Annotated in this window: 11 protein-coding genes; 9 read left to right on the forward strand and 2 right to left on the reverse strand. The window is 68.2% G+C overall.

Annotation, left to right across the window (positions count from 1 at the left end):
- Positions 1-41: 41 nt before the first annotated feature.
- The gene (locus QRO91_RS18920; protein WP_197650735.1) at positions 42-1,562 is read right to left on the reverse strand and encodes a thioredoxin family protein; all 1,521 of its coding nucleotides are present in this window, start codon (positions 1,560-1,562) and stop codon (positions 42-44) included.
- A gap of 119 nt (positions 1,563-1,681) precedes the next feature.
- The gene (locus tag QRO91_RS18925) at positions 1,682-2,131 is read right to left on the reverse strand and encodes a GNAT family N-acetyltransferase (RefSeq protein ID WP_197650732.1); all 450 of its coding nucleotides are present in this window, start codon (positions 2,129-2,131) and stop codon (positions 1,682-1,684) included.
- Between the two features lie 66 nt (positions 2,132-2,197).
- Between QRO91_RS18925 and QRO91_RS18930 the strand changes: the two genes are divergently transcribed.
- The 9 genes from QRO91_RS18930 to QRO91_RS18970 all read left to right on the forward strand — a co-directional run bounded on the left by QRO91_RS18930 (position 2,198) and on the right by QRO91_RS18970 (position 13,285).
- A complete protein-coding gene (locus tag QRO91_RS18930) occupies positions 2,198-3,133 on the forward strand; it encodes a TIGR03571 family LLM class oxidoreductase (RefSeq protein ID WP_197650731.1) in 936 nt (311 codons plus the stop codon).
- Between the two features lie 125 nt (positions 3,134-3,258).
- Positions 3,259-3,570: a DUF3817 domain-containing protein gene (locus tag QRO91_RS18935; protein ID WP_010485221.1), complete on the forward strand. Its 312-nt coding sequence runs from the start codon at positions 3,259-3,261 to the stop codon at positions 3,568-3,570.
- A 154-nt stretch (positions 3,571-3,724) separates the two neighbouring features.
- The gene (locus QRO91_RS18940; protein WP_197650730.1) at positions 3,725-4,921 is read left to right on the forward strand and encodes an MFS transporter; all 1,197 of its coding nucleotides are present in this window, start codon (positions 3,725-3,727) and stop codon (positions 4,919-4,921) included.
- Positions 4,918-6,111, forward strand: a complete 1,194-nt coding sequence (locus tag QRO91_RS18945) for an isochorismate synthase MenF (protein ID WP_197650729.1) — start codon at positions 4,918-4,920, stop codon at positions 6,109-6,111. Before QRO91_RS18940 ends, QRO91_RS18945 begins: the two co-directional genes overlap by 4 nt.
- On the forward strand, positions 6,108-7,760 hold the full coding sequence (locus QRO91_RS18950; protein WP_285310515.1) for a (2,3-dihydroxybenzoyl)adenylate synthase: 1,653 nt from the start codon (positions 6,108-6,110) through the stop codon (positions 7,758-7,760). The genes QRO91_RS18945 and QRO91_RS18950 overlap by 4 nt, the downstream gene beginning before the upstream one ends.
- Positions 7,760-8,392 (forward strand): isochorismatase family protein, encoded by a 633-nt coding sequence (locus QRO91_RS18955; RefSeq protein ID WP_197650727.1) that lies wholly within the window; start codon positions 7,760-7,762, stop codon positions 8,390-8,392. Before QRO91_RS18950 ends, QRO91_RS18955 begins: the two co-directional genes overlap by 1 nt.
- Positions 8,392-8,649, forward strand: a complete 258-nt coding sequence (locus tag QRO91_RS18960) for a phosphopantetheine-binding protein (RefSeq protein WP_049428457.1) — start codon at positions 8,392-8,394, stop codon at positions 8,647-8,649. The genes QRO91_RS18955 and QRO91_RS18960 overlap by 1 nt, the downstream gene beginning before the upstream one ends.
- On the forward strand, positions 8,646-12,536 hold the full coding sequence (locus tag QRO91_RS18965) for an amino acid adenylation domain-containing protein (RefSeq protein WP_285310516.1): 3,891 nt from the start codon (positions 8,646-8,648) through the stop codon (positions 12,534-12,536). Before QRO91_RS18960 ends, QRO91_RS18965 begins: the two co-directional genes overlap by 4 nt.
- A complete protein-coding gene (locus QRO91_RS18970) occupies positions 12,527-13,285 on the forward strand; it encodes a 2,3-dihydro-2,3-dihydroxybenzoate dehydrogenase (protein WP_049428461.1) in 759 nt (252 codons plus the stop codon). Before QRO91_RS18965 ends, QRO91_RS18970 begins: the two co-directional genes overlap by 10 nt.
- The last annotated feature ends 263 nt before the right edge of the window (positions 13,286-13,548 follow it).

A 13,548-nucleotide genomic window follows, 5' to 3' on the forward strand; every position in this document is an offset into this window, starting at 1 on the left:
GGGCGGCCGGGCGCCCGCCACTACCAGAACCCGAGCCTTCATCAACTCAACCAATCCTTGCAGGCACCATCCACCTGGTCACCGCAGGCCTGCTGCATCCGCTGCTGCAACCGCGCCAGCGTCTCCGCACCCTGGTGCTTGCCGCTCCACGCCTTCAACTGCCCGGCCAGGCGCTCGAAGCGTTGGCGGGTGCGCTGGTGGTAGCCCGACGGCTGTGCCTCCAGTTCGGCGATCAGCGAGGCGGTCGCCTGCTCGATGCGTGGTGCATCGTCCGGTGCCAGCTTCAGCAGGCCTTCCACATACAGCACGCCCCACTGCACGCGGGTTGCCGGGCCCTGCGCGCCGTCGTAGGCGCGCTTCAGCCACTCCAGCGCACCGGCGGTGTCGCCGCGCTGCTCGGCCAGTTCGGCCAGTTCGGGCATGTAGTAATAGGGCTGCTCGCTGCGCTTCAGTTCCGCCAGCAACAGCGACTCGGCACCGGCGTCGTCACCGACCTGGCGCAGTGCGTAGACCGCGCTGCTGATCGTGGCCTGGCGCGCATGCGCATCAGTGGAGGCCGCGTCTGCAGCAGCCACGCGCTGCTTGACCCGATCAACCAGCGCGGCGGGCAGTACACCCTTCGGCTGCTGCTGGCGGGCAAGGGATACTTCGGTCAGCGCACGCGACAATGCGTCGTCGGCGCGGTCGCCGCGCTCGGCGTCTGCGCGCTCCAGCGCGACGAGCAGCTGCTGCCCCAGCGTGTTGCTGGTGGCCGGCCCTGCACTGGCCTGCTTGACCAGCTGCGCGCCTGCATAGCCCAGCAACTCACGGTTGCGGCGGACTTCGGCCGGCTGCGCCAGCACGGCCTGCAACAGTTCACGCACCTCGGTGGGCGGTGCATCCGGCTTTTCCGCAGTAGCCAGTGCCAGCAGGGCGAAGCGGCGCTGCAGGGCGGCATCCGGTGCGGTCCTGGCAAGCTGGCGCAGCACGTCGGCACTCTTGCGCTCGCCGGCCAGGCGATTGGCGTCCACTTCCCAGCCGTAGTCGCCCAGCACCTGCCAATCCTCGGCGGCCAGCCTGTCCGGCGTGGCGAGCGCGGTGGCCAGCGTAGCGGCGACCGCGCTGCGACGGCCGGCGGCCACGGTCAGTGCACGGGTCAGTTCGGCGGCGTCGTTGCCACCGGCCACACGGGTGATTTCGTTACGCTCCGGGTCGAGCACGATCAGGGTCGGGTAACCACGCACGCCGAAGCGCTCGCCCCAGGCCTGCGCACCTTCCTCGTCGCCATCCAGATAGACCGGCACGAACTTGCCGGTCAGCGCGATGAAGGCGGGGTCCTTGAACAGGCCGGCCTTGAGCTGGTTGCACGGCGGGCACCAGACCGCGCCCCAGTACAGCAGCACCGGCTTGCCGCTGTCGGCGGCCTCAGCGAAGGCATCGTCCACATCGCCCTGGCGCCAGGCGATGGCCGTGGCCGGTGCGGGTGCCTCGGCGGAGTTGGCGGTGGAAACCGGGGCCGGGGTGCAGGCGCTCAGCGCCGAAGCCAGCAGCAACACGGAAAGCGCGACGCGCATCGGCAGCATCTCGAAGGGCAGGGTGACAGGCCATTGTAGGAACGGCCGGGGAGCCTGCTGATTCAGTTTGCTCATGACGGGCGTGCAGCAGGGCATGACGCCCGCCGGGCATTGCCGGGCGGATGCCCTCAGGCCGCTGCCCGCACCATCTGCTGATACACCAGCCCATTGAACTCGCCGACATCGCCGTCCGGCACGAAGCCGTAGCGCCGGTAGGTTGGCACTGCATTGAGCGAGGCGCGCACGGTCAGGACCGGCTCGCGCACCAGCGGCAGCACCGCCTCGAACAAGGCATGGCCGATGCCCTGGCCCTGGCAGGTGGGATCGACGAACAGCATCGCAAGATGCCGGCCTTCCTTCAGTTCGATCACACCGACGATACGGTTTTCGTGTTCGGCCACCAGGATGTGGTTGTCGCCCAGCAGGCGTGCGCCGAAGGCATCTGCCGCAGCGACACTGCCGAAGGTGACAACGCCGGTTGCACTGAGCGAGGGCGCGACCGCCGCGTTGAATGCGGCCAGGCACACCGCGCTGATCGCGGGCAGGTCATCGGCGTGGGCAGGGCGGATCTTCGGCATGCAGTGTTCTTCCCGTGGTGGGCGGCGCGTCATCGTTGCCGCATGCCTGCACGCTAAGCTGCGGGCATGAATGATTTCAATCCCGCTTACGCTGCCCTGTTTCCGCAACAGGGCCTGAGCCTGGGCCTGATGACGCCCGTGGCAGCACACGGGCTGGCCGATCTGGGCGAAGCCAGGCGCATCGCGCGGCTGGCCGATGACCTCGGCTTTGCCGCGCTGTGGACGCGCGACGTGCCGTTGATGGTGCCGCAGGGACCAGATGCGGCAGCCAGCGCGCTGGACGATCCGTTCCTGTGGTTGGGCATGCTGGCTGCCGCAACCGAACGCATCGCCGTTGGCAGCGCAGCCATTGTGCTGCCGTTGCGCCATCCGCTGCAGGTGGCGAAGTCGGCGTTGAGCCTGGACCGGATCAGCGACGGACGCTTCGTGCTGGGCCTGGGGTCGGGCGATCGGCTGGAAGAGTTCGCGGCATTCGGCGAAGACCTGGAGGGCAGGGCGGCGACGTTCCGTGAGCGTTGGTCGCTGTTGCGTGCCGCGCTGTCCCCCGATGCGGAGGAACGGGCTTCGGTGCGGCAGGCCACCGGCGGCTTCGATGTATTGCCAGCGCCAACCACGCGCATTCCGATGCTGGTGGTGGGTACCGCGCGACAGAGCCTGCAGTGGATCGCGCGCGAAGCCGAAGGCTGGGCCACCTATCACCGCGAAGAGGCCGCGCAGGAAGGGCGCATCGGCCTGTGGCAACAGGCGCAGGCGCAAGGCGCTGGGCCAGGCAAGCCGTTCGTGCAGTCGATGCTGCTGGATCTGCAGGCCGATCCGCAGGCACCGCCCGAGCCGCTGCCACTGGGCCTGAAGGTCGGCCGCGACGGCTTGCGTGACTACCTGCTGCGCGTACATGTGCAGGGCGTGGCGCATGTGATGTTCAACCTGGTCGACAACGGGCGACCGATGGACGCGGTGCTGCGCGAAATTGGAGAGCAGGTGCTGCCACATATGCTCCGGTAGGTGTCCACCTTGGTGCACACGTTCCAGCAGTCGAGCACGGCTCGGCTCTACATGGGGTGTGCATCTGCGTATCATTCGCATTTGATACCCCGATGCCGGAGCCCCGCGTGACCCAACGTTCCCCCATGCACCCGACCGGACGCCTGTTCGCAGCGGTCGCTTTCATCGAGGCCGTGACCTGGGCCGGCCTGCTCATCGGCATGTGGATGAAATACGGTCCCATGACCAACGTGGCGCTGGTGAAGCTGTTCGGGCCCCTGCACGGCGTGGCCTTCCTGGTGTACGTGGCGGTCACCCTGTTCGCAGCGGTGCGCCTGCGCTGGCCGTGGTGGGCCAGTGCCCTGGCCCTGCTGGCGGCCATCCCGCCGTTGGTGACGCTGCCGCTGGAGTGGTGGTTCAAGCGCCGTGGCCTGCTGGGCCTGCGTGCAATGCGCTGAACCCACTGTTGCATGCCCATTCAAGAGAATGGGTATCAAATGCAAATACGAGCCGTTATCATTTGAGGGTGGCATCCGGTCCTGAGTGGGGCGGGTGCCGGGCGGGGCGTGCAGACGCGCCCGGCCAATCCTTTCCTGTTACGGCTGGTGTTTCATGCACGCACGTCCCGTCGTTCCCGGCTTGCCGGCGCTGGTGTTGGCTGCCCTGATCGGCACCATGGCGATGATGTCCTTTGTCGCTGTGATCGGCCCGGTGGTCCGCATGCTCGGCCTGTCCGAGTGGCATGCCGGCCTGTCGGTCACCGCCGCAGGCGTGCTGTGGATGCTGGCCGCGCGCCCCTGGGGCCAGCTCAGCGACCGCATCGGCCGCAAACGCGTGCTGATGCTGGCGATGAGCGCCTACACCGTGGTCTATATCGCGCTGGCGGTGTTCATCGATGTCGCCCTGCAGGCAGTGCCGCCGGTGCTGGTGTCAGTGCTGGTGCTGGTCGGTGCGCGTGGCCTGATCGGCCTGTTCTACGCGGCTGTGCCTCCTACCGCAGCGGCGCTGATCGCCGACAGGGCACCCACCGGACAGCGTGCAAAATTCCTCGCCCGCCTGGGCAGTGCCAACGCGCTGGGCATGGTGCTCGGCCCGGCTGCCGCGGGCTGGCTGGCCTATACGAACCTGTCGCTGGCGCTGTACGTGGCCGCGCTGCTGCCGTTGCTGGCACTGGCATTGCTGGCCTGGCGGCTGCCGGCTACACCGCCCGTGGTGGGCGCGTCCGCACAGCGCCGCACGCCGATGAGCCGCCTCGACGCGCGCCTGTGCCTGCCGCAGCTGGCAGCGTTCATCGCCATGGTCTCGGTGACTATCGCGCAGGTCACGGTCGGCTTCTTCGCAATTGATCGCCTGGGTCTGGATGCGGCGACCGGTGCGCGCATGGCCGGCATTGCACTCACCGCCGTTGGCGTCGGCCTGATCCTGGCGCAGGCGCTGGTGATGAAGCTGGAGGTGCATCCACGTCGCTGGATCGTCCTCGGCGCTCTCATTTCCGGCATCGGCTTCACTTCGGTGGCGGGCGTGCAGCAGGCCTGGCAATTGCCTGCGGCGTATGCGCTGGCTGCGTTCGGCATGGGCTTCGTATTCCCCTCGTTCCAGGCGCTGGCCGCCGATGCGGTAGAGGCGCACGAGCAGGGCGCCGCCGCAGGCACCGTGGCGGCCGCGCAAGGGCTGGGCATGGTGGCCGGGCCGATGCTCGGCACGCTGTTGTATCGCGGCGGGCCAAGCCTGCCTTACCTGCTGGTGGGCGCGCTGCTGCTGTTGCTGTGCGCGCTGGCCGCAGCGCATCGGATGAAGGAGATCCCATGAACGATTCCCTGATGCAGGGCGCGTGGCCGGAGGCTGCGCCAGCACCACAGGAGAGCACCGACGACGCGTCGCTGTTCCTGCTGCGGCATGCCGGCCAGCACGTGCACGCCCGCGGTTGCCGCGCCACGTTGCCAGCCGGTGCACTGGCGACGTTGGCAGAACGCGTTTCGGAGTTCTTTGCCCAGCAGCGTGGCGGCCCGGGCCTGCTGGTTGGCGCGGTGCCGTTCGAGCCGCGTGCCGACGATGCGCTGTACCAGCCCGAGCGCCTGCTGCCGGCGCTGGCACTGCAGCCGCAGGCCGCACCGCCGCTGGACGGCGCCCTGCGGGCCGAACCTGTGCCGCAGGACTATGCCGCTGCAGTCGCTGCGGCAGTGCAGGCCTTGCGTGCGCCCGAGCAGAACCTGCATAAGGTGGTGCTGGCGCGCAGCCTGCTGGCACGCACCCGCCAGGTGCTTTCTCCGGACGTGCTGCTGGCACGTCTGGGCGCGGATCCGTCGGTGGCGACCTACGCGGTGCCGCTTCCGGTGGAGCTGGGCCAGGCACCGGCCTGGCTGGTCGGTGCGACGCCGGAGCTGCTGCTGCGCAAGCGCGGCGCCGAACTGTTGTCGCATCCGTTGGCGGGTTCCGCGCGGCGCAGTGCCGATGCCGCCGAGGACGAGCGTGCGGCGCAGGCGCTGCTGGCCTCGACCAAGGACCACGACGAGCACCGCCACGTGGTCGAAGCCATCGTCGAAGGCCTGGCACCGTACTGCAGCCACATCGATGCACAGCCGCGCCCGGTGCTGCATGCCACAGCCAGCATGTGGCACCTCGGCACACGCATCCACGCCACCCTGAAGGATCCGCAGACATCGGCGGCCGAGCTGTTGGCACAGCTGCATCCCACGCCGGCGGTCTGCGGTACGCCGCGGTTGGCGGCGCTGCAGCGCATCCGCGAGCTGGAACCTGTACCGCGTGGCTTCTATGCCGGCGCCGTGGGTTGGTTGGACGCGCAGGGTGACGGCGACTGGTACGTGGCGATCCGCTGCGCGCGCCTGCAGGGCACGCAACTGCGCCTGTATGCCGGTGCCGGCATCGTCGCCGAGTCGCACCCCGAGGCCGAGGTGGCCGAAACCGCAGCGAAGTTTGCTGCCCTGTTGAACGCGCTGGGTGTCCATGAATCCGCGCCCGCCATCGAGCCTGCCGCATGAATGCTTCCGTTGAATCCTCCCGCCTGCCACTGCGGCAGGTGTGGCCCGACGCGCTGGTGGCGCGCTATCGCGAGGCCGGTCACTGGCGTGGCGAGACATTCCCGGCGTTCCTGCGCGACCGTGCAGAACGCTATGCCGATGACATCGCGGTGGTCGCCGGCGACGTCCGCCTGAGCTATGCACAGCTGTGGCAAGAGGCCGGGCGGATCGGCGCCGGCCTGTTGGCGCTGGGCCTGCAGCCAGGGGGGCGGGTGCTGGTGCAGCTGGGCAACACGGCAGGCTTCATCACCACGGTCTGTGGCCTGTTCCGTGCCGGGCTGGTGCCGGTGTACGCGTTGCCGGCGCACCGCATCACCGAGCTGGTGCACTTCGCCAGCAAGGCCGAAGCCAGTGCCTACATCACCACGGCACTGCACGACGGCTTCGATCACCGCGGGCTGGCGCGGGCGCTGCAGGCCGAGGTCCCGGCGGTTCGCCATGTGGTGATCGACGGCGAAGCGGCGGAGTTCGTCGCGCTGGAGGCGCTGCAGGGCGATCGCAGCCAGCTGCCGCCCGACCCGGACCCGCAATCGGTAGCGTTCCTGCAGATTTCCGGTGGCAGCACCGGGCTGTCCAAGCTGATTCCACGCACGCACGATGATTACATCTACTCGTTCCGTGCCAGCAACGCTATCTGCGGCATCGACCGCGACAGCGTGTATCTGGTCGCGCTGCCGGCCGCGCACAACTTCCCGATGAGTTCGCCGGGCTTCTTCGGTGCGTTGTACGCCGGTGCCCGCGTGGTACTCAGCCCCGGTCCCGGCCCGGACGCGGCCTTCCCCCTGATCGCGCGGGAGCGGGTGACCTGCTGTGGCCTGGTGCCGCCGCTGGCGTTGCTTTGGACGCAGGCGGCTGCAACCAGCAAGCACGATCTGTCCAGCCTGCAGGTACTGCAGGTGGGTGGGGCCAAGCTGGTGCCGGAAGCCGCGCGGCGGGTGATCGATGGTCTTGGCTGCATGCTGCAACAGGTGTTCGGCATGGCCGAAGGCCTGGTGAACTACACGCGTCTGGATGATCCGGAGGAACTGATCGTGGCCTGCCAGGGCCGGCCGATCAGTCCGGATGATGAAGTGCGCGTGGTTGATGACCATGACCAGCCGGTGGCCGAAGGCGAGGTGGGGCATCTGCTCACCCGTGGCCCGTACACCATCCGTGGCTACCACAACGATGCGGTGGCCAATGCGCGCTCGTTCACCGACGACGGCTTCTATCGCACCGGCGACCGCGTACAGCTGCTGCCCGGAGGCTACCTGGTGGTGCAGGGCCGTGCAGGTGACCACATCAACCGCGCCGGCGAGAAGATCTCCGCCGAGGAGATCGAGGACCACCTGCTGGCCCACCCCGGCGTGTTCGACGCCGCCGTGGTCTCCATTCCCGATGAGTATCTGGGCGAGCGCAGCTGCGCCTTCGTGATTCCACAGGGCGAACCGTTCAAGGCCCCGGCGCTGAAATCCTGGATGCGCGGGCGCGGCTTGGCGGCGTTCAAGGTGCCGGACCAGATCGTGTTCGTCGACAGCTTCGATACCACTGCGGTCGGCAAGATCAGTCGCCGCGAACTGCGCGCGCAGCTGCGTGCGCGTCATCTGCAACAGACAGGAGGAACGCGCTGATGGCGCTGCCCCGTATCACCGACTATCCCTTGCCGACTGCCGCCGAACTGCCGCAGGCGCGTGGACCATGGCGCCCGCAGCGCGATCGTGTCGCTTTGCTGGTGCACGACATGCAGCGCTACTTCCTGGCCGCGTTTGACGCTGGCAACGCCCCGCTGCGGCCGGCCGTGGACAATATCGCACGCCTGCTGGCGCACTGCCGCGCGCACGGTATTCCGGTGTTCTACACCGCCCAGCATGGCAACCAGGACCGCCGTGATCGCGGCTTGCAGGCTGACCTGTGGGGGCCAGGCATGCGCCGCAGTGCCGACCACGAGCCGATCATCGAAGCGCTGGCACCGCAGCCGGGGGAGCACGTGCTGATGAAGCACCGCTACAGCGCCTTCCAGCGCAGCAACCTGGAGACGCTGATGCGGGTACGTGGGCGCGACCAGCTGCTGGTGACCGGCGTGTACGCCCATATCGGCTGTACCGCGACCGTGGTCGAGGCCTTCCAGCGTGACATCGAGACCTTCATCGCCGCCGATGCGGTGGCGGACTTCTCGCGCGCCGACCACGATCAGGCGCTGCAATGGATCGCGCGCACCTGCGGCGTGCCGATGACCACCGACCAGCTGCTGGAGGTGCTGTGATGACGGCCACCGGTGAGGTGCTGGATCTGGAGCGGATGCGCGCCGACGTCGCGCGCGTGCTGGAGTGCAAGCCGGCCGAGATCGGTGACGACGATAACCTGATCGACCTGGACCTGGACTCGATGCGCATGCTCGGCCTGGTCCTGGCCTGGGGCAACACCGGCCTGCCGCTGGAGTTCTCACAGCTGGCCGAGCACACCACGCTGCGCCAGTGGTGGGGCGTGGTGCAGACGCTGCAGGCCGCACAGAGCGCATGAACGCCGTCGCGCTGGCCACGCCGGTGGCATTGACCGAGGCGCAGGCGGGATTGTGGTTCGCACAGCGGCTGGCACCGGATAACCCGTCGTTCAACACGGCACATGCGGTGTGGATCGATGGGCCATTGGATGTGGCTGCGTTCGTCGCAGCGGCAGACCAGGCCGCAGTTGAGGCAGAGGCCTTCGCGCTGCGCTTTGCCGAGGGCGACGACGGTCAGCCCCTGCAGTGGTACGACCCGGCACATGTGCCACGGCTTTCGGTGAGAGATGTTTCCGCCGAAGCGGATCCCGCAGCTGCGGCGCGTGGCCTGATGCAGGCCGACCGGCTGAGCCCGGTGGATCCCACCCGCGACCGGATCAGCCAGCAGCTGCTGCTTGATCTGGGTAGGCAGCGCTGGGTCTGGTACCTGCGTGTGCACCATCTGGCCGCCGACGGCTACGGCATGGCGCTGTTCACGGATCGCATGTGCGCGTTGTATGCCGGCCGTACCGGTGAGCCGCTGCCGGGGCTGGCGGGCGTGCTGGCCGATGACGTCGCCTATCGTGCCGATCCGCGTCGCGCGCAGGCCGGGCAGTGGTGGCGCGAGCACATGCAGGGCGCACCGGCAGGCGTGGGCCTGGCCGGTACGCATGCGGCCAGTGACGACGCGGTGCGCTGGGTGCAGCCGCTCGATGCGGCGTTCCGTGGGCAGCTGCTGCAGGCCTCGGTGCGTTGGCTTCAGCCCTGGCCGGATGTACTGGCCGCGTTGTCGGCCGAGTACCTGCGACGGATGAGCGCGGCCGATGAAGTGGTGCTGGGCGTGCCCTACATGGGACGCCTTGGCAACGCGTCGGCGCGGGTGCCGTCGATGGTGATGAATGTATTGCCGCTGCGCGTGGCCGTCAGCGAGGGCAGTGTCGAGGCCTTCACCCGCGCACTGGGCCGGCAGCTCAGCCAGGGTCGCAAGCACGGCCGTTATCGAGGCGAGCAACTGCGCCGGGATCTGGGCCTGGTGGGCGCGCAGCAGCGTCTGCACGGTCCGATGGTGAATGTGCAGCCGTTCTACAGGCCACTGGCCCTGCCAGGCGTGCAGGCGACACTGGAGGTGCTGTGCACCGGGCCGGTGGATGACCTGACGCTGGGCTTCCGTGGTGATGGCCAGAGCCTGCTGGATCTGGAGATCGAGGCCAATCCCGCGCTGTACCGTCGCGAGGATGTCGAGGCGCACGCGGCGCGGCTGCTGCATTTCGTGTCCGCGGCACTGCAGGCTGAAGACATCTCGGCCGTGCCGCTGGCCACCGTCGAAGAAGCGCAGCAGGTGGTGCATGAATTCAATGCCACCGCGCACGGGCTGCCACCGACCACGTTGGTTGAACTGCTGCAGCAGGGCATGGACCGTGATCCGCACGCAACCGCGCTGGTCTTCGGTGTTTCCACGCTGGAGCATGCAACGCTGGAAGCGCGCAGCTTCGCGCTGGCGGCACAGCTGCGGACAATGGATGTCGGCCCGGGCAGCGTGGTGGCGGTGGCATTGCCGCGCTCGCTGGAGCTGGTGATCGCGCTGGTCGCGGTGCTGCGTGCCGGCGCCGCCTACCTGCCGTTGGACCTTGCCCATCCGGACGAGCGCCTGGCGCGTATTCTCGCCTCGGCACAGCCGGTATGCGTTCTGGCTGCGGCGGACGTAGCGGCACGCATGGCCGGCGTGCCAGTGCTTGCGCCGGAGCAGTGGACTGCGCTGAGTTTTGCCACACCGTGGGCCGATCCGGCACCTGACGATGCGGCCTACGTGATCTATACGTCCGGTTCGACCGGCGAGCCCAAGGGCGTGGTCGTCGAACACCGCGCCATCGTCAACCGCCTGCTGTGGATGCGCGAGCACTATGGATTCAAGGCAGACGACCGCGTGCTGCAGAAGACCCCGGCCACCTTCGACGTCTCGGTCTGGGAGTTGTTCCTGCCGCTGCTGTGCGGAGCCACGCTGGTGGTCGCCGGGCCGGACGCGCATCGCGACCCCACCGAACTGGCGCGGCTGATCCGCGAGCAGGGCATCACCACGGCGCATTTCGTGCCTTCGATGCTTGATGCCTTCCTCGCTGCGCCGGCTTCGGCGGGACTGCAGCTGCGTCGGGTGTTCACCAGCGGAGAGGCGCTGGATGCAGCGTTACGCGAGCGCTTCCATGCACGCGTGCACGCCGAACTGCACAACCTGTATGGCCCGACCGAAGCTGCGGTGGACGTCAGCTACTGGCCGGCGTCGACGCAGGATCGCTCGCGGCCGGTGCCGATCGGGTTCCCGGTCTGGAACACCCGCCTGTATGTGCTGGATGCCCGGCTGCAACCTGTCCCGGTTGGGGTACCCGGTGACCTGTACCTGGGTGGCGTCCAGCTGGCGCGTGGCTACCTGGGCCGGGATGACCTGACCGCCGAACGTTTCCTGGCTGATCCGTTCCTGGCGGGCGAGCGTATCTATCGCACCGGTGACGTGGCGCGCTGGCGTGGCGATGGCGCGGTCGAGTATCTCGGCCGCAGCGACCACCAGGTGAAACTGCGCGGCCTGCGCATCGAACTGGGCGAGATCGAGGCGGCACTGCGCGAACTGCCCGGCATGGAGCGGGTGGAAGTGCTGCTGCGCCAGGACGTGCCGGGCGATTCCCGGCTGGTGGCCTATGTGCCAACCGCACTTGCCGACGCGGTGCTGCTGCGCAGTCACCTGGTCACGCGCGTGCCGGACTACATGGTGCCGTCGGCGTTTGTCGGTGTGGACCACTGGCCGGTGACCGCCAATGGCAAGCTCGACCGCAACGCGCTGCCGAAGCCGCCGCAGCATGAGATCGCTGGCTTGGCGCCGCGCACGCCGCTGGAACAGGAGCTGGCCGCGCTGTTCGCCCAGGCACTTGGGCGTGAGGCTCCGGTGGCGGTGGATGCGGATTTCTTCAGTCTCGGCGGTGATTCGCTGTCGGCGGTGCACCTGCTGCTGGCCATTGAACAGCGCTGGCGCTGCGATCTCGGGCTGGGGGCCTTGTTTGCCCAGCCGACCGTGGCAGCACTGGCGGCTCGAATTGCCGAGCCACCCACGCTGGCCGATCACGCACTGGGGCCGGTGATCGCATTGGCCGCAACCGACGCCGCCGGGCCCACGCCGCTGTTCGGGCTGCATCCGGCCGGGGGGATCGCCTGGAACTACCGCACCCTGGCCCGGGCACTGCAGCCGGCACGCCCGGTGTACGGCCTGCAGTCGCCGGCACTGGACGCCCGACAGCCGCTGCCCTGCAGCATCGAGGCGATGGCCAACGACTACGTGCAGCGCGTGGTCGCACTACAGCCGAAGGGGCCAGTGCATCTGCTGGGCTGGTCGGTAGGTGGCATCCTGGCCCAGGCGATGGCGGTGCGCCTGCATGAAATCGGCCGCGACGTCGGCGAACTGGTGCTGCTGGACGCCTATCCCAGCGAGTGCTGGCGGGCCGAGCCGGAACCCGATCCCATTGCCGCATTGCGGGCACTGCTGGCGATTGCCGGTCATGACCCGGATGCGCATCCGGAACTCGACAGCCGTGAACGCATTCTGGGGTTCCTGCGCCGTGGCGGCAGTGCACTCGGCAGCCTGCCGGATGTGGTGCTCGATGGCGTGGTGCGCGCGGTGACCGGCACCAATCGACTGATCCGCGAACATATTCACCAACCGTTCGACGGCACGCTGGTGCACGTCCGTGCTGGTCAGGATCATCAGGCGCGGCCACAGCTGCAATCGACGTTGTGGCGGACCCACGCGCGCAAGGTGCAGGCGCTGGAATTGCCGTTCATGCACGCAGAACTGACCGGGCGCGATGCGGTGGCGCAGCTGGCGCCATGGTTGTCGGCGCGGCTGCGCCAATGGGATGAGCAACAGGAGATCGCAACATGCAGTTGACCGGTTTCGAGGGCCGCGTAGCGTTGGTTACGGGTGCATCCGGCGGCATTGGCGAGGCGTTGGTACGGCTGTTGGCCGAGGCCGGCTGCACCGTGGTAGCGACCGATCGCGAGGCACCGCGCGTGGTAGATACCCGGGTGAAGTCGCTCGCACTCGATGTAACCGACAGCGCCGCCGTGGACGCCTTGGTGGATCAGGTCGAGTCCAGCATCGGGCCGATCATGCTGGCCGCCAGCGTGGCCGGCGTACTGCATGTGGGTGGCGTCACCGGGACCACCGACGACGACTGGCGCCGGGTGTTTGCAGTCAATGCCGATGGCGTGTTCCATGTCGGAAGGGCGTTGGCGCGGGTGATGTCACCGCGTCGGCAGGGCGCGATTGTCACCGTCAGTTCGAATGCGGCCGGCGTGCCGAGGCACGGCATGGCCGCCTATGCGGCCTCCAAGGCCGCTGCCACGATGTTTACCCGCTGCCTCGGGCTGGAACTGGCGCCGCTGGGCATCCGCTGCAACATCGTTGCCCCGGGTTCAACACTGACCCGGATGCAGACCGGCATGTGGCTGGACGAGCATGGTGCCGAGCGGGTGATCGCCGGCAACCTTCAAACCTACAAGGCCGGCATTCCGCTGCGCAAGCTGGCCACCCCGGAGGACATCGCGCACTCGGTGATGTTCCTGCTCTCCGAACAGGCTGGGCATGTGGCGATGAGCGACCTGTATGTGGACGGCGGCGCCACCCTGCGTGGGTGAGCTTTTGTAGAGCCGAGGCCCTCCTCCGCCGTTTCTTCAGTTTTAGGGCTGCCGGCCCGTAAAACACCCGCGCCAGGGGTCGGGTCTACACAGAGGGTGTCAATGGTTGTGGGTCAGGGCCGCGTGTGGGGGTTCAACACAAACCGGTTGTGGGTGTCGTTGGGGGTGTCGCACGCCTGGGCCCTGAATGCGGAATCGGCGGGGGTTAATTCCTTTTAGTTTGCCATAAACAACATTAACTAAGTTTAATATAAAAAAAAACC

It is taken from the genome of Stenotrophomonas maltophilia group sp. Smal32, assembly GCF_030237085.1.
In the GTDB taxonomy this organism is placed as follows: domain Bacteria; phylum Pseudomonadota; class Gammaproteobacteria; order Xanthomonadales; family Xanthomonadaceae; genus Stenotrophomonas; species Stenotrophomonas maltophilia_Q.

Coding starts and splice junctions, on each gene's coding strand:
- QRO91_RS18935 (WP_010485221.1), top strand. CDS start 3,259: ATGCACCCGACCGGACGCCTGTTCGCAGCGGTCGCTTTCATCGAGGCC.
- QRO91_RS18945 (WP_197650729.1), top strand. CDS start 4,918: ATGAACGATTCCCTGATGCAGGGCGCGTGGCCGGAGGCTGCGCCAGCA.
- QRO91_RS18965 (WP_285310516.1), top strand. CDS start 8,646: ATGAACGCCGTCGCGCTGGCCACGCCGGTGGCATTGACCGAGGCGCAG.
- QRO91_RS18940 (WP_197650730.1), top strand. CDS start 3,725: ATGCACGCACGTCCCGTCGTTCCCGGCTTGCCGGCGCTGGTGTTGGCT.
- QRO91_RS18930 (WP_197650731.1), top strand. CDS start 2,198: ATGAATGATTTCAATCCCGCTTACGCTGCCCTGTTTCCGCAACAGGGC.
- QRO91_RS18925 (WP_197650732.1), bottom strand. CDS start 2,131: ATGCCGAAGATCCGCCCTGCCCACGCCGATGACCTGCCCGCGATCAGC.
- QRO91_RS18960 (WP_049428457.1), top strand. CDS start 8,392: ATGACGGCCACCGGTGAGGTGCTGGATCTGGAGCGGATGCGCGCCGAC.
- QRO91_RS18970 (WP_049428461.1), top strand. CDS start 12,527: ATGCAGTTGACCGGTTTCGAGGGCCGCGTAGCGTTGGTTACGGGTGCA.
- QRO91_RS18955 (WP_197650727.1), top strand. CDS start 7,760: ATGGCGCTGCCCCGTATCACCGACTATCCCTTGCCGACTGCCGCCGAA.
- QRO91_RS18920 (WP_197650735.1), bottom strand. CDS start 1,562: ATGCTGCCGATGCGCGTCGCGCTTTCCGTGTTGCTGCTGGCTTCGGCG.
- QRO91_RS18950 (WP_285310515.1), top strand. CDS start 6,108: ATGAATGCTTCCGTTGAATCCTCCCGCCTGCCACTGCGGCAGGTGTGG.